At 71.8% G+C, this 16,549-nt stretch carries 10 protein-coding genes; 2 read left to right on the top strand and 8 right to left on the bottom strand.

Annotated features, from left to right (window positions below; all coding sequences use genetic code 11):
* Positions 1–179: 179 nt before the first annotated feature.
* The 8 genes from rho to argS form a co-directional block, all read right to left on the bottom strand.
* Positions 180–2,198, bottom strand: coding sequence for a transcription termination factor Rho (rho, locus tag E0H26_RS28250; RefSeq protein ID WP_131309419.1), 2,019 nt, complete (start codon positions 2,196–2,198; stop codon positions 180–182).
* Positions 2,199–2,493: 295 nt separating this feature from the next.
* Positions 2,494–3,438 carry a homoserine kinase gene (thrB, locus tag E0H26_RS28245; RefSeq protein WP_131309417.1) on the bottom strand — a complete coding sequence of 315 codons (945 nt, stop codon included), beginning with the start codon at positions 3,436–3,438 and terminating at the stop codon, positions 2,494–2,496.
* Positions 3,439–3,518: 80 nt separating this feature from the next.
* Positions 3,519–4,763 (bottom strand): MFS transporter, encoded by a 1,245-nt coding sequence (locus tag E0H26_RS28240; protein WP_131309415.1) that lies wholly within the window; start codon positions 4,761–4,763, stop codon positions 3,519–3,521.
* Positions 4,764–4,934: 171 nt separating this feature from the next.
* The gene (locus E0H26_RS28235) at positions 4,935–8,234 is read right to left on the bottom strand and encodes an efflux RND transporter permease subunit (protein ID WP_131309413.1); all 3,300 of its coding nucleotides are present in this window, start codon (positions 8,232–8,234) and stop codon (positions 4,935–4,937) included.
* 933 nt (positions 8,235–9,167) lie between these two features.
* Positions 9,168–10,217 (bottom strand): threonine synthase, encoded by a 1,050-nt coding sequence (gene thrC / locus E0H26_RS28230; RefSeq protein ID WP_131309411.1) that lies wholly within the window; start codon positions 10,215–10,217, stop codon positions 9,168–9,170.
* A gap of 208 nt (positions 10,218–10,425) precedes the next feature.
* On the bottom strand, positions 10,426–11,727 hold the full coding sequence (locus E0H26_RS28225; protein ID WP_206025416.1) for a homoserine dehydrogenase: 1,302 nt from the start codon (positions 11,725–11,727) through the stop codon (positions 10,426–10,428).
* An 8-nt stretch (positions 11,728–11,735) separates the two neighbouring features.
* A complete protein-coding gene (lysA, locus tag E0H26_RS28220; protein WP_131309407.1) occupies positions 11,736–13,121 on the bottom strand; it encodes a diaminopimelate decarboxylase in 1,386 nt (461 codons plus the stop codon).
* 4 nt (positions 13,122–13,125) lie between these two features.
* On the bottom strand, positions 13,126–14,790 hold the full coding sequence (argS, locus tag E0H26_RS28215) for an arginine--tRNA ligase (RefSeq protein WP_131309405.1): 1,665 nt from the start codon (positions 14,788–14,790) through the stop codon (positions 13,126–13,128).
* A gap of 101 nt (positions 14,791–14,891) precedes the next feature.
* On the opposite strand from argS, the gene E0H26_RS28210 reads away from it, so the two are divergent.
* The gene (locus E0H26_RS28210) at positions 14,892–15,698 is read left to right on the top strand and encodes a DUF3105 domain-containing protein (protein WP_131309403.1); all 807 of its coding nucleotides are present in this window, start codon (positions 14,892–14,894) and stop codon (positions 15,696–15,698) included.
* 2 nt (positions 15,699–15,700) lie between these two features.
* Complete coding sequence (locus tag E0H26_RS28205; protein ID WP_131309401.1) at positions 15,701–16,360, top strand: DUF305 domain-containing protein; 660 nt, start codon at positions 15,701–15,703, stop codon at positions 16,358–16,360.
* Positions 16,361–16,549 lie beyond the last annotated feature (189 nt).

The following is a 16,549-nucleotide window of genomic DNA, read 5'->3' as shown; positions in this document are numbered from 1 at the left end:
TTACTCTCCTCATCGAGAACCCTGCCCATTGATGATCTTTGTGTGAGAACTCAGATCATGGACAGGGTTCTCCCTGTTCCGCTAGACCTCGACCACCACAAATCCCCACGATGGTCAAAACACGAGGAAGGGGGCGCGGCCAGTTGGCCGCGCCCCCTTCGTCGATCTTCGTCGGCGGATTACTCCCCCGGCGTCGACTTGGCGATCTGCATCAGGAACTCGATGTTCGTGCGGGACTGCTTGAGCCGGTCCAGCAGGAGGTCGAGCGACGCCTGCGAGTCCAGCGAGTGCAGCACCTTGCGGAGCTTGTGCACGATGGCCAGTTCCTCCGGCGCGAGCAGGATCTCCTCCTTGCGGGTACCGGACGCGCTGACGTCCACGGCCGGGAAGGTCCGCTTGTCGGCGATCTTCCGGTCCAGCTTCAGCTCCGCGTTACCGGTGCCCTTGAACTCCTCGAAGATGACCGTGTCCGCCATCGAACCGGTCTCCACCAGCGCGGTGGCGAGGATGGTCAGCGAGCCGCCGTTCTCGATGTTGCGGGCCGCGCCGAGGAAGCGCTTCGGCGGGTACAGCGCGGTGGAGTCGATACCACCCGACATGATCCGGCCGCTGGCCGGCGCCGCCAGGTTGTACGACCGACCGAGCCGGGTCACCGAGTCGAGCAGTACGACCACGTCGTGGCCCAGCTCGACCAGGCGCTTGGCCCGCTCGATCGCCAGCTCGGCGACGGTGGTGTGGTCCTGCGGCGGCCGGTCGAACGTGGCCGCGATGACCTCGCCCTTCACCGAACGCTGCATGTCGGTGACCTCTTCGGGCCGCTCGTCGACCAGCACCACCATCAGGTGGCACTCGGGGTTGTTGTGCGTGATCGCGTTCGCGATCGCCTGCAACACCATGGTCTTACCGGCCTTCGGCGGCGAGACGATGAGCGCCCGCTGCCCCTTGCCGATCGGCATGACCAGGTCGATCACCCGGGTGGTGAGGATGTGCGGCTCGGTCTCCAGCCGCAACCGCTCCTGCGGGTAGAGCGGCGTGAGCTTGTAGAACTCCGGCCGCCGCTTGGCCTCGTCCGGCTCCATCCCGTTGATGGTGTCCAGCCGGACCAGGGGGTTGTACTTGTCGCGCCGCTGCTCGCCGTCCCGGGCCGCGCGCACCGCGCCGGTGATCGCGTCACCGCGCCGCAGGCCGTACTTCTTGATCTGGGACATCGACACGTACACGTCGTTCGGGCCGGCCAGGTAGCCGGTGGTCCGGACGAAGGCGTAGTTGTCGAGCACGTCGACGATGCCGGCCACGGGTACGAGCACGTCGTCCTCGCCGACCTGCGGCTCACGGCCGCCGGACTCGCCGCCGGACTCGCCACGCTCGTTACGGCCCCGCCGGCGGTCCCGGAAGCGGCTACGCCGGCTGCGCCGGCCGCCGCCCTCGCCGTCGTCGTCGCCGTCGTTGTCCCGCTCGGCACGCTGCCCGCGCTCGCCACGGTCACCACGGTCGCCACGCTCGGCCCGGTCACCGCGCTCGCCACGCTCGACCGCACGCTCACCACGGTCCCCGCGCTCACCGCGCTCGGCGCCACGCTCACCGCGCTCGGCACGGTCACCGCGCTCGGCGCCCCGCTCGCCACGGTCAGCCGCACGCTCGGCGCGGTCGCCACGGTCGGCGCGCTCACCGCCGCGCTCGGCGGCCCGCTCACCGCGCTCGGCACGCTCGGCGGCGCGCTCGCCACGGTCGCGGCCGGACCGGCTCTCGTTGCGCTCGCTGGTCTCGGCGGCGGCCTCCTCGGCACGCGGCTCCGCCACGGCGGCGCGGCTGCGCCGGGTCCGGGTGCGGCCCTCGGTCTCGACGCTCGCCACCGGTTGCTCGGCGGCCCGGCGATCGGCCTCCGGCCGCTCAGCCGCTTCGCGTACCTCGGCGTGGACCTCTTCGCGGACCGGTGCGGCGGCGGCCGCCGCGACCTCGGCCCGTGGTCGAGGGGCGCCCGCAGCGCTGCCCTGCCGCTCGGTGATCGCGCTGATCAGCTCGCCCTTGCGCATGCGAGCCGTCCCCGAGATGCCGAGCGACGCAGCCAGGCTCTGCAGCTCCGGCAGCAGCATCGCCGACAAGCCGGTGCCGCTGCGCCGGCGGCGGGCAGGAGCAGCGGTGGTGGCATCGCCAGCGACGTTGGAAACATCCGACGTCACGTCGGTGGTGTCGCTCAATGGATTCCTTCCCTCGATAGGCCGGGACTGCCCGGAATCGACAACAGGTGGCCGGGCGGCCTCGGTGCACCCGCCTCGCATGACGCTTCCGCGGGAGTCTGTGACACAGCAGCCGGTCGGTTGCCCGACCCACCAGGAAGCCGGTGAACGGGTTTCGCCGTCTGCGGCGACCAGTGAAGACTGCGGTGCGGCGTGGGCCTAGGCAGGGGTGACGGGCTTACCGCCGAGAGCTTCGGGGGTGCGCCGACCCGCAGGAGATCGCATGCTTCGCGGCTGTGCTAAGTCTAGAGCGTAATCAACTCTTCCGACCTGCGGCAACAGGGTCCCGCTCCGCGTGTCCGAGTCTACCCTGCTCGACCTGTGCGCCGGGCACGTCTACCGGCAACCGCAGAATCTGCCAATCTGTTCCCGCGTCGAAGCCTTCGGGCAGGTCAGACAGGGCGAGCACGGTCGGGCCGGCCCCACTGACCACGGCCGCCACACCGGCCTCACGAAGCGCACCAACCAGTTTCGCGGTGCTCGGCATCGAGGCCGCGCGGTAGTCCTGGTGCAGTCGGTCGACGGTCGCCGGCAGCAGCAGAGCCGGCTGCGCGGTCAACGCGTGCACGAGAAGCGCGGCCCGGCCGGTGTTGAGCGCGGCGTCGGCGTGCGGCACCTCGGCCGGCAGCGCGGCGCGGGCGGACGCGGTCAGGCCGCGTTCGGCGGGAACCAGCACGGTCGGACGCACCGTGGCGGCCACCGGCAGCGAGACCGCCCGCGCGCCGGACGGCTCGGTCCAGGCCACCGTGAAGCCGCCGAGCAGGCAGGGCGCCACATTGTCCGGGTGTCCCTCGATCTGCGCGGCGAGCCGCAACACGCCGTCGGTGTCGAGCCGACGCTCCCCGTCGGCGACCAGCGCCCGGGCCAGCAGTACGCCGGCCACGATGGCCGCCGACGAGGAGCCGAGCCCACGGGCCTGCGGGATCCGGTTCACGCACTCCACGGCCAGCCCCGACGGCTGGCCGCCGAGCGTGTCGAAGGCCGCGCGCATTGCGCGTACCACCAGGTGACCGTCGTCGAGCGGCAGTTCGCCAGCGCCCTCGCCGGCCACCGACACCGTGACGCCGGAGGACGTCACCTCGGCGGACACGTCGTCGTAGAGCGCGAGGGCGAGCCCCAGTGCGTCGAAACCGGGACCGAGGTTCGCGCTGGTGGCGGGAACCCGGACCCGGACCGGACCGGTGGCGAATGTGGTCGACACGCGCCCCATGCTAGGGCCCGAACCGACACCGGCCAGCCCCCGCCCGCCCCCTGGGACGGCGGGCCAGCACCCGGGGCACGCTACGACACCGTGGTGGCCTGCGGCGCGGCCACCGGGTTGGTCAGCGACAGCCGCCGGGTGGCGATCCGCCAGCCGACCGCGTAGGTCAACGTGACCAAGCCGCATCCGGCCAGGATCACCCGCTCGTCCACCACGTCGACCACGGCGGCGACCACGAGTTGGCTGACCGAGATCGCCAGGGTCGCCAACATCATGTCGGTGGCGAAGACCCGACCACGCAACCGGTCCGGCACCTCGCCCTGCAACGCGAAGTTCGACATCACCCAGTTGCTGCCACCGGCGAAGTGCGCCACGAAGACCAGGGCCAGCACCAACGGGAACCAGGACACCACGGAGGTGCCGAGGTAGGCCAAGCCGTACGCCGACATGGACAGTGCCAGTCCCGGCAGCAGCCAGGCGCGGTTGGTCAGCACCCGGCGCATCAGTATCGGGCCGACCAGCGCGCCCGCACCGCGTACCGCGAACAGCAGGCCGGCGCCGATCGGGCCGACTCCGTACAACCCGGCGAGCAGTGGGAAGACGGTCAGGACGCCGTTGCCCAGCCCCACCGCCGACTTCACCGTGACCAGCGCCAGCACCCGGGGGCGGTGCCCGATGTAGCCGAGTGCCTCGCGGATCGCGGTCCAGGTCTGCGGTACCACCGTGCCCTGTTCGCGCGGGGCCTGCAACGGCCGGCGGATGCGGGTGGCCAGGCCCGCGGCGACCACCAGCCCGACCGCACCGACCCAGAAGCAGGCGTACGGCCCGGCGATGGCGGTGAGTACGCCGCCGAGCGACGCGCCGACGATGGTCATCGTGCCCCAGGCCGACCCGGCCACCGCGTTGCCCGCGGCCAACTCCTCCGGGTCGAGCACGTTGGGCAGGGCGGCCTGGGCGGCCGGGGAGTAGAACGCCTTCGCCACCGCGACCACGCCGATGCCCAGCATCGCCAGCCATGCCGTACCGGCGCTGCGCACGCCGAGCAGGAGCAGCACCCCGACCAGCGCCGCCACGTTCGAGATGATCATGATCTTGCGGCGGTCGAACCGGTCGGCGATGGTCCCGGCGTACGGCAGCAGCAACGCCAGGATGCCGGTGTCCACGGCGAGCACCAGCGCACCCCACACGCCGCTACCGGTCAACTTCGGCAACAGCACGAGCAACGGCACCATCACGAACCAGTCGGCACCGAAGACCACCAGCTCGGCCAGGAACAGGTTGCGAAAGTTTCGGTTGCGGGTGAGGACCGAGAGGGTGGACGTCACGAGGCGGACCCTACCCGGCAGTCAGCACGAACTGAGTCGGGGCGCGGACAACGACAACGACGTCGCCACGATCGCGTAAACCCGCGCCGTTGAGCCGCACCGGCGGGTCCACCAGGCCCCGCGTACGCCGACGCCCCCGGCGGTTGGCCAGGGGCGTCGGCGTCGGCGTCGTTACTCGGTCGGCGGGAAGGGCGAGTTGCGGCTCCGGGGCAACCGGAGCACCTCGAACTGGTCGGTGCCGTCCACCAGCGCGCCGGAGGGTGCCGCCGGAACCGGCCGGCTCTCCGCGACCCGCTGCTCGGTCGACGCGGCGCCGACCCCGGCGGTGACCCGCCCGGCGGTGGCCGTCGTCCCGCCGGCCGGCTCCGTCAGCTCGGTCTCCCGACCGGGCTGCCCGTCACCGGGCGAGCCGCCGGAGCGGCCGGCCCGCCAGCGCCGCAGCGCCTCCTTGGTGTCCTCGACCATCGCGTAGAGCGTGGGCACCAGGATCAGGGTGAGCAGGGTCGAGCTGAGCAGCCCGCCGATCACCACGATGGCCAGCGGCCGGGAGATGAAGCCGCCCTCGCCGGTGAGCCCGAAGGCCATCGGCGTCAACGCGAAGATGGTCGCGATCGCGGTCATCAGGATCGGGCGCAACCGGTGCCGGCCGCCCTCGACCACCGCCTCCCGTACGCCGAGCCCCTGCGCCCGGTACTGGTTGACCAGGTCCAGCAGCACGATCGCGTTGGTCACCACGATGCCGACCAGCATGAGTACGCCGATCAGCGCCGGCACGCTCAGCGCGGTGCCACTGACCAGCAGCAGGGCGACCGCGCCGGTGGCCGCGAACGGGATGGAGACCAGCAGGATCAACGCCTGCACCACGCTGCGGAACGTGGCCATCATGATCAGGAACACGATCGCGATCGCGGCCAGCACGGCCAGGCCGAGGTCGGCGAAGGTCTCCCGCTGCTCGGCGCTGACCCCGCCCACGGTCAACGTCGCCCCGGGTACGTCGATCGCGTCGAGCCGACGCTGCAACTCGGTGCTGATCGCGCCGAGGTCGGAGCCGGTCACCGTACCGGTCACCGAGACGCTGCGTTCACCGTCGATCCGGCGTACCTGCTGCGGGCCCTCGGTCTCGGTGACCTCGGCGATGTCGCCGAGCTTCACCGGGCCGACGGGCAGGGCCTTCAGCTCGTCCACCGTCAGCGGCGGCTTCGCCGACAGCCGCAGCACCACGTCCCGGCTGCCGTCGTCGAGGCTCACCTGGCCCACCGGCGTACCACGGAACGCCTGCGCCACCAGTTGGCCGACCGCCGCCTCGGTGAGCCCGGCCCGGCTGACCGCCACCCGGTCGACGGTCACGTCCACCCGGGGTACCCGCTGCGCCAGGGTGGTCGACACGTCCTCGACGCCGTCGATGCCGGCCAGTGCCGCCTGGGCCTGCTCGGCGGCGCGGGTCAGCGCCTCCGGGTCGGCGGCGCGGACCACCACGGCCAGCTCGTTGGCGGACGCGCCGCCCTGACCGGCCGGGAAGGTGATCTCACCGGCCGTCGCGCCGAGCGCCGCGAACCGCTCCCGCAGCACGCCGCGCATGGCCTTGGCGTCGGTCTCACCGTCGAGCCGCAGCGCGTAACTGGCCACGTTGTTGCCGGCGCCGCCGGCCCACGGGTTGTTCCCACCCCCGGCGGTCACCTGGTACGACTCCACACCCGGGGTGTCCGCCAGCACCGCCTCGACCCGGCGGGCCGCGGTGTCGGTGCCGGCCAGCCCGGTGCCCACCGGCAACTCCTGGCGGATGTTCAGGGTGTCCTGGCCGGAGTCGTCGAGGAAGTTGGTTTCCAACTGGCGGGCCAGGCCGAAGGTGCCGAACAGCACGAGCACCCCCACGGCCAGCGTGGCCCAGCGGTACGCCCGCCGGCCGGTGGCGAACCGGATCACCGGCAGGTACGCCCGCTGCAACGGACTACGCAGCTCCCGCTGCTCGGCGGCCCGACGGATCGCGGCGCCGTCGGCACCGGCCACCGGCTTGAGGAACCAGTACGCGAGCACCGGCACCACCGTCAGCGACACCAGCAACGAGGCCAGCAGCGCCACGGTGACCGTGATCGCGAACGGCGCGAACAACTGCCCGACGAAGCCACCGACCAGCGCGATCGGCGCGAAGACGGCGACCGTGGTGAGGGTGGACGCGGTGACCGCGCCGGCCACCTCGCGGACGGCGGTGAGGATCGCCGTGCGCTTCGGCTCGCCGTAGGTGAGGTGGCGTTTGATGTTCTCCAGCACCACGATCGAGTCGTCCACCACCCGCCCGACCGCGACGGTCAGCGCGCCGAGGGTGAGCAGGTTGAGCGAGTAGTCGCCGATCCAGAGGGCGAGCAGCGCGACCACCACCGACAGCGGGATGGAGACCGCGGTGACCACCGTGGAGCGGATCGACAGCAGGAACACCAGGATGACCACCACGGCCATGATCAGGCCCAGCAGACCCTCGGTGCTCAGCGTCTTGATCGACTTCTCCACGAACGGAGCCTGGTCGAGCACCACGGTCAACTCGGCTCCGGTGGCGCCCCGCAGATCGGCGAGCCGGTCGGCGACCGCGTGCGAGATCTCCACCGCGTTGCCGTCCGGGTCGGCGGTGACCGCGACGCCCAGGCTCTCCTTGCCGTTGGTGCGGGTGATCGCGGTGGCCGGGGCGAGCTGTTCCTCCACAGTGGCGACATCGCCGAGGCGGACCGGACCGGCCTTGCGCACCGGCGGGGCGACGATCACGTCGCGCAGCTCGTCCAGGGTGGTCAGCGGGGCGCCGACCTGCACCGGCAGGCTACGGTCGCCGTCCAGCACGGCACCGGCCGGCACCGCCACCCCGTTGGCCTTCAACGCGGTGCTGATCGCGGTCGGCGGCACCTTCGCCTTGGACATCTTCGCCGGGTCCGGGGTGATGACCACGAGTTGGTCCCGCACGCCGCTCAACTCGACGCTGCGCACGCCGTCGATCGCGGCCAACTCCGGCACCACGACGTCGCGCAGCTTCGCGGCGAGGTCCCGCTCGTCGCGGCCGCCGGACGCGGCCAGCACCACCGCCGGCAGGTCGTCGGTGCTGCCCGCGAGGACCTGCGGCTGCACGCCGTCGGGCAGATCGGTGCGGTTCAGCGCGGCCTGCATCTTGCTGACTACATCGTCCAGGTCGGTGCCAAACTCGTACTGCACCGAGATGGTGGTCAGACCCTCGCGGGAGGTGGAGGTAACGGTGTCCAGCGCGGGAATGCCGCGCAGGCTGTTCTCGATCGGCTCGGTCACCTGGGACTCGACGACCTCCGGCGCGGCGCCGGGGTACGAGGCCACAATGAACGCGGCGGGAAACTCCAGCGACGGCAGGAGTTGCTGCTTCAGCGACGGCACGGCGTACGCACCGAACGCTGTGGTCACCACCGCAATGAGGGCTACCAGCCCCCGGTTGGCGAGGCTGAATCTGGCGAGCAGCGACATCGGCGAGGCTCACTCCTGGGGGGAATTGGTCGAGAGGTACGAGCAGTCTGCCCGACCCACTCCGCTCGCCGACTCCCGGGGCGGCAACCAGCGGAACCGGCTCGGTGGTGCCGATCCGCAGCGACGCCACCAGGTCCCGGTACAGCTCGTCGGTGCTCAACAGGGTCGCGTGGTCGCCGACGGCCCGGATCCGGCCACCGTCCATCACGACGATCTGGTCGGCATCGAACATGGTCGACAACCGGTGGGCGATGGCGATCACCGCACCCGCCTCGGCACGTTGCCGGACGCACCGGGCCACCGTCGCCTCGGTGAGCCCGCCGACCTGGGAAGTCGCCTCGTCGAGCAACAGCCACATCCGGGGTACGCAGCACCGCCCGGGCCAGCGCGATGCGCTGCCACTCGCCCCGAGACCGTGGTGGCGGTCAATGTCGTGTCCAGCCCGCGGTCCAGCGAGCCGACCCTGTCGTGCAGGTCGACGGCGCGCAGCGCGGCCCACAGCTCGTCGTCGGTGGCGTCCGGCGCCGCACCCGAGGAGCGGCCGAGTCCTGACGCCGGCGCTGTCGACCTGACAGCGCGAACGAATCGTCGGGGCGGGCGGCCACCCCGTGACCCTCCGCCACCACCCGGCCGCCTCTGCCCACCCCGACCATCACCTGCTGATCGGCCAGACATACTCCCTCGCGCGGGCACTCGAAAACGCCCGAATGCGCCCACCCGAAGCGCACGGCCGTCGACAGCGACCGCACCAACGGTTCAGCTCGACAGGGCGCGAAGTGCTCACCCCCGGTCAACCGACACGACCCACCGCACCCGACCGACACGCCCCACCGAAACCGCTGACCGACACGGCCCATCGGCGCCACCGACCCGCAAGGCCCACTGACACCGCCGACCGGCACGGCCCACCGGGTGGGGCGTCGTCCGGTGACCTCAGGCGAGGTCGAGGGAGCGGGCGGCGGCGAGCGGGTCGTTGGCGATGGTGACCGGGGCGGGGGCGGTGGTGATGGCCCACTCGGGGTCCTTCAGGCCGTGCCCGGTGACCGTGCAGACCACCGTGGAGCCGGCCGGCACCCGACCAGCGGCGGCCTGTTGGAGCAGACCCGCCACGCTCGCCGCGCTGCCCAGCTCGACGAAGACACCGACCTCCCGGGCCAGCAGGCGGTAGGCGGCCAGGATCTCCCGGTCGGTGACCGCCTCGATCAGGCCGCCCGAGGCGTCCCGGGCGTCCAGGGCCTTGGTCCAGCTCGCCGGGTTGCCGATGCGGATGGCGGTGGCGATGGTGGACGGCTCCGGCACCACCTGGCCGGTCACGATCGGCGCGGCACCGGCGGCCTGGAAGCCGTACATCTTCGGGCGCCGGGTGGCGTTGCCGGCCTCGACGTCCTCGGCGTAGCCCATCCAGTAGGCGGAGATGTTGCCGGCGTTGCCCACCGGCAGGCAGTGGATGTCCGGCGCGTCACCGAGCGCCTCGACGATCTCGAACGCCGCCGTCTTCTGGCCGTGCAGCCGGTCGATGTTGACCGAGTTGACCAGCGCCACCGGGTAGTCCTGGGCGAGCTTGGCGGCCAGCGCCAGGCAGTCGTCGAAGTTGCCGTTGACCTGGAGCAGCTTCGCGCCGTGCACCAGCGCCTGGGCCAGCTTGCCCAACGCGATCTTGCCCTGCGGTACCAGTACCGCACAGGTCACCCCGGCCCGGGCCGCGTACGCGGCGGCGGAGGCGCTGGTGTTGCCGGTGGAGGCGCAGATGATCGCCTTGTTGCCGGCCTCGACCGCCTTGGAGACCGCCATCGTCATGCCGCGGTCCTTGAACGAGCCGGTCGGGTTGGCGCCCTCCACCTTGAGGTAGACGTCGCAGCCGAGCCGCGCGGAGAGGACCGGGGCGGGCAGCAACGGCGTGTTGCCCTCGTGCAGGGTGACGATCGGCGTGGCGTCGGTGACCGGCAGCCGGTCACGGTAGGCGTCGATCAGGCCCCGCCACATGTCGCTCTCCTCGCCTCTGCACCTGCCCCGTCCACACGGGGTCCGTCTCCAGCGTGGCGCAGCCGCGCCGGCCACGCATGGGCGCACCCGCGCCGACCCACCTGGCGGGACACCCCCGCCCACCACCCAACCAGCTAGCCCCGCCGGCCCGGCACCGGCCGTACGGTCAGGTCACCCGGCAGACCACGATGTCAGCTGGTCAGCCTGCTCACAGGCCGCCCTCGACCCGCAGCACGCTCGCCACCGACCGGACGATGTCCAGGCCACGCAGCTCGCCGACGGTGGCCGCGAGGGCCGCGTCCGGCGCCACGTGGGTCACGATCACCAGTACGGCGTCGCCCTTGCCGCCGTCCGCCGGGCCCTGGCGCACCGTGGCGATGGAGACGTCGTGCCGGGCGAACACCCCGGCCACCGCCTCCAGTACGCCCGGACGGTCGGCCACGTCGAGGCTGATGTGGTAGCGGGTGAGCGCCTCCCCCATCGGCCGGACCGGCAGGGCCGCGTACGCGGACTCGCTGGCCGAGCGGACCCCGGCGAGCCGGTTGCGAGCCACCGCCACCACGTCACCGAGCACCGCGCTGGCGGTCGGCGCACCGCCGGCACCCCGACCGTAGAACATCAGCTGCCCGGCCGCGTCGGCCTCCACGAAGACCGCGTTGAAGGCGTCACCGACGCTGGCCAGCGGATGGGTCAGCGGAATCATCGCCGGGTGCACCCGGACGCTGACCGCCTCCCGGCCCTGCCCGTCGGTGCCCCGGGCCGCGATGCAGAGCAGCTTGATGGTGCAGCCCATCGCCTTGGCACTGGCCACGTCGGCGGCGGTCACCTCGGTGATGCCCTCCCGGTGCACGTCGGCCGCGCCGACCCGGGTGTGGAAGGCCAGCGAGGCGAGGATGGCGGCCTTGGCCGCCGCGTCGAAGCCCTCCACGTCGGCGGTCGGGTCGGCCTCGGCGTACCCCAGCTCGGTTGCCTCCTCCAGGGCCTCGGCGAAGCCGGCGCCGGTGGCGTGCATGGCGGAGAGGATGAAGTTGGTGGTGCCGTTGACGATGCCGGTGACCCGGGTGATCCGGTCGCCGTGCAGCGACTCGCGCAGCGGACGCAGCAGCGGGATCGCGCCGGCCACGGAGGCCTCGTAGTACAGGTCGCCGTCGCCCTCGGCCGCCGCGTCGTGCAGCGCGCCGCCGTCCTCGGCGAGCAGCGCCTTGTTGGCGGTGACCACGCTCTTGCCGGCCCGCAACGCCTCCACCAGCCAACTGCGCGCCGGTTCGATCCCGCCGACCACCTCGACCACCACGTCGACGTCGTCGCGCTTGATCAGCCCGAGCGCGTCGGTGGTGAACAGCGCCGGGTCGATCGGCAGCTCACCACGATCCCGCCCGATCCGGCGTACGGCGATGCCGGCGATCTCCAGCGGGGCACCGATCCGGGCGGCGAGGTCGGCGGACTGCTCGTGCAGCAGCCGGACCACCTCGGCACCGACGGTGCCACAGCCGAGCAGGGCCAGGCGCACAGGTTGTTTCATCCCACATCCAAGGCGAGCAGGTCGGCTTCGGTCTCCCGTCGAACGATCAGCCGGGCACGGCCGTCCCGTACCGCGACCACCGGCGGGCGGGGCACATGGTTGTAGTTGCTGGCCATGCTGCGGCAGTAGGCACCCGTGCCGGGCACCGCGACAAGATCTCCGGGCTGCACGTCGGCGGGCAGGAATTCATCCTTCACCACGATGTCCCCGGACTCACAATGCTTTCCCACCACGCGGGCGAGCATCGGCTCGGCGGTGCTGGCCCGGGAGGCCAGGGTGGCCGAGTACGAGGCGTCGTAGAGGGCGGTCCGGATGTTGTCGCTCATCCCGCCGTCGACGCTGACGTACGTCCGGATGCCGTCGACGTCCTTGACCGTACCCACCTGGTAGAGGGTGAACACGGCCGGGCCGACGATCGCCCGGCCGGGCTCGATGGACAGCTGCGGTACGGCCAACCGCTCCGCCGCGCACTCCGAATCCACGATCTTGCGCAGCCGCTTGGCCAGGTCGTGCGGGGCCGAGGGGTCGTCCTGCGTGGTGTACGCGATGCCGAAGCCGCCGCCGAGGTCCAGCTCGGGCAGTTCCACCCCACGGGCGTCGCGGATCTGCGCCTGTAGCGCCAACACCCGACGGGCGGAGACCTCGAAGCCGCTGGTGTCGAAGATCTGCGAACCGATGTGCGAGTGCAGGCCACGCAGCTCCAGCGCGTCCTCGTCGAGGATGCGCAGCGCGGCGGCGATGGCCGCCCCACCGGCCAGCGAGAAGCCGAACTTCTGGTCCTCGTGGGCGGTGGCGATGAACTCGTGGGTGTGCGCCTCGACGCCGACGGTGACCCGGATCAGCACCCGGGGCCGTACGCCGCGTTCGCGGGCCAACGCGGTGAGCCGGTCGATCTCGGCGAACGAGTCGACGATGATCCGGCCGACGCCGGCGTCCAACGCCCGCCGCAGCTCCGCCTCGGACTTGTTGTTGCCGTGGAAGCCGATCCGCTCCGGCGGCATCCCGCCGGCCAGCGCCACGGCCAGCTCACCGCCGCTGCACACGTCGAGGAACATGCCCTCCTCGGCGATCATCCGCACCACCGCGCGGCAGAGGAACGCCTTGCCGGCGTAGTAGACGTCCTCGGTCGGGAAGGCGGCCCGGAAGTCCCGGCAGCGGGAACGCAGGTCGTCCTCGTCGAGCACGTAGACCGGGGTGCCGAACTCGGCGGCGAGGTCGCGTACCCCCAGGCCCGCGACGACCAGCGCGCCGTCCGCACCGCGTACCGTGTTGCGCGGCCACAGCTGTGGCATCAGGGCGTTGACGTCGGCCGGGGTACGCAGCCAGGCCGGCCCCCGGTTGCCGATGTCGCCGTGCAGCGCACCCGCTTCGTGAGCACGCATCGGGCTACATCCTCTCCGGCGCCGAGACGCCCAGCAGGTAGAGACCGTTGGCGATGACCACCCGGGTGGCGTCGTTGAGCCAGAGCCGGGCCCGGTGCAGGTCGGTGACCTCCTCGTCACCGCGCGGCAGGATCCGGCAGTTGTCGTAGAACCGGTGGTACGCCCCGGCCAGGTCCTCCAGGTAGCGGGCCACCCGGTGGGGCTCGCGCAGCTCGGCGGCGGCAGCCACCACGGCGGGGAACTCGGCGAGCGCCTTGAGCAGCTCGTTCTCCTTGTCGTGGTCGAGCAGCTCCGGCCGGAACGCGTCGGCCTCGCCCCGGGTCAGCCCGACCTCGGCGGCGTTCCGCCCGACGCTGGCCGTCCGGGCCGCCACGTACTGCACGTAGTAGACCGGGTTGTCGCGGGTGGCCCGGGTCCACAGCTCGATGTCGATGTCGATCGGCGAGTCGCTGGAGTAGCGGGCCAGCGCGTACCGGGCGGCGTCCACGCCGATCGCGTCGACCAGGTCCTCCAGGGTGATCACCGTGCCGGCCCGCTTGCTCATCCGCACCGGTGCGCCGTCGCGGACCAGGTTGACCAGCTGACCGATGAGGATCTCCAGGCTCTGCGCCGGGTCGTCGCCGAAGCAGGCGGCCATCGCCTTCATCCGGCCGATGTAGCCGTGGTGGTCCGCGCCGAGCATGATCACGACCCGGTCGAAGCCCCGCTCGCGCTTGTCCAGGTAGTAGGCGCAGTCCGCGGCGAAGTACGTCCACTCGCCGTTGGACTTGCGCAGTACCCGGTCCTTGTCGTCTCCGAAGTCGGTGGTGCGCAGCCAGGTGGCGCCGTCGGCGTCGAAGACGTGCCCCTGCTCGCGCAGCCGGGTCAGCGCGTGCTCCAGCTCACCCCGGTCGTGCAGGTCCTTCTCGTTGAAGTAGGTGTCGAACTCCACCCCGAAGTCCCGCAGCGAGGACTTGATCTCGGTGAACATCAGCTCGACGCCCTCGACCCGGAACACCTCCTGGGCGGCGGCGTCGTCCAGCGACAGCACCTCCGGCCGCCGGGCGGTGACCTGGGCGGCGATCTCGGCGATGTACGCCCCGCCGTAGCCGTCCTCCGGGGCGGGCTCGCCCTTGGCGGCGGCGAGCAGCGAGCGGGCGAACCGGTCGATCTGCGAGCCGGCGTCGTTGAAGTAGTACTCCGTGCCGACGTCCGCGCCGGTGGCGCGCAGCAGCCGGCTCAACGCGTCGCCGACGGCCGCCCACCGGACCCCGCCGATGTGCACCGGGCCGGTCGGGTTGGCCGAGACGAACTCAAGGTTGATCTTCAGGCCGGCGAGCAGGTCGCCCCGGCCGTACTCCGCGCCCGCCGCCACGATGGTGCGGGCGAGTTGGCCGGCGGCGGCGGCGTCGAGCCGGATGTTCAGGAAGCCCGGACCGGCGATCTCCACCGACTTGATCCCCGGCGTGCTGGCGAGCTGGGCGGCCAGATCACCGGCCAGCTCCCGCGGCGGTACGCCCACCTTCTTGCTCAGCTGCAGCGCCAGGGTGGCGGCGTAGTCGCCGTGCTCGGGATTACGCGGTCGCTCGACCGTCGTCTGCTCCGGCAGCGCCGACCGGTCCAGCCCTCGGTCGGCGAAGACGGCGTGAGCGGCGGCAAGGACTGCTTCGGCGAGTTCTGCGGGAGTCACCGATCCATGTTATCGGGGGTAGACTCGGTCCCCGCGGCGGCGACCCGGCATCGGGGGCCGGGCCGCCGGAGTCCCCTAACCGACCGACCTGACGAGGACCGATGAGCATCAGCACCCCGGGCGGACCGCAGCGCCGCCCGACCGTGGTCAGCACCGGCAAGAAGCCGGCGGCGGGTCGGCCGGCCGCCGACGCCAAGGCCGATTCCGGCAAGTCGGCGACGCCCAAACGGGCTGGTGGGGGTGGCAAGGGGCCACGCAAGCCGATCACCCCGGTCAAGGTCAGCCAGGGCCGCTCGTGGGGCCCGATCGCCCTCTTCGTCGCCGTCGGCGTGCTCGCCACGTCGATCATCGGGTACGGCGCCTGGGCGGCCATCCGGGGCGGCCAGTCGTGGCAGGACAAGGCCGCGCAGATCGACGGCATCGTCAACTTCCGGGAGACGGATCCGGAGAGCATCAGCAACCAGGAGCACCGCTCCGGCAAGCAGGAGTACGCGCAGAGCCCGCCGGTCGGTGGCCCGCACAACAACACCTGGCAGCGCTGCCTCGGTGACATCTACGACGCGCCGATCGCCAGCGAGCACGCGCTGCACAGCCTGGAGCACGGCGCCGTCTGGCTCACCTACCGTCCCGACCTGCCCGAGGCCGACGTGGCGAAGCTGGCCGACGTGATCCGCGGCAACGACTTCATGTTCATGAGCCCGTACGAGGGCCTCGACAAGGCGGTCTCCATCCAGGCCTGGGGCTACCAGCTCAAGGTCGACAACGCCGACGACCCGCGGATCAAGGAGTTCGCCACCGTCCTGGCGCAGAACGCCTCGATGGAGCCGGGTGTGCCCTGCTCGTCGGGCAACTACACCACTGGCACCGGCACCGAGCCGCGCGAGATGCAGCCCTCGATGGGCGGCTGACGATGCCCAGCGCCGTGCAGGAGACGACGATCGAGGAGCAGACGACGCAGTCGGCCGAACCCCGGCCGACGTCCCGGACCCTGCGTTACCTGACGCTGGCCGTCACGGCGCTGCTGCTGCTCGGCGTCGGCTGGACCGCCGCCACGCTGGCGACCGGGCGTACCCCTGGTGAGGAGTCGGCCGAGGCCGGTTTCGCGCGGGACATGTCCCGGCACCACGCCCAGGCGGTGGAGATGGCGATGGTCGCGTACGCCAAGGGGCAGGATCCGGCGATCCGGCAGCTCGGGTACGACATCGCCCTGACCCAGCAGGCCCAGATCGGTCACATGCAGCGCTGGTTGCAGGAATGGAACCTGCTGCCGACCGGCTCCCGGCCGGCGATGGCGTGGATGCCCGACGGCGTCGGGGTGGACGCGGACGGGCTGATGCCCGGCATGGCCACCCGGGAGGAGATCACCCGCCTGCACGAGGCCCAGGGTGCCGAGGTCGACCGGCTCTTCATCGAGTTGATGATCAAGCATCACATCGGTGGCGTGCACATGGCCGACGGAGTGCTCGACGCCTCCGACCGCCCCGAGGTGGTCCGGCTCGCCGAGGCGATGAAGGCGGCGCAGCAGAAAGAGATCAACGAGCTGCGCAAGCTACAGCAGGCCGCCGGCTGACCCCGCCGCCCGCGACCCGACCGGCGCCGCCCCGCTCAGCTTCGAGCGGGGCGGCGCCGTCGTTTTCGACACCGCGCAGCCTGAGGCGGACCACCACCGTCTCGACCCGGGATCGTAGACTCCGTCACGTCTTGGTGGCATAAGACCGATTTTCCCTCTAGGGGTTACTTAGAGAGAAGTGCACTCGTT

Origin of the sequence: Micromonospora zingiberis (assembly GCF_004331455.1) — a bacterium.
In the GTDB taxonomy this organism is placed as follows: domain Bacteria; phylum Actinomycetota; class Actinomycetes; order Mycobacteriales; family Micromonosporaceae; genus Micromonospora; species Micromonospora zingiberis.
The sequence above is the reverse complement of the archived record's forward strand: the minus strand, read 5'-3'. Positions and strand labels throughout refer to the sequence as shown.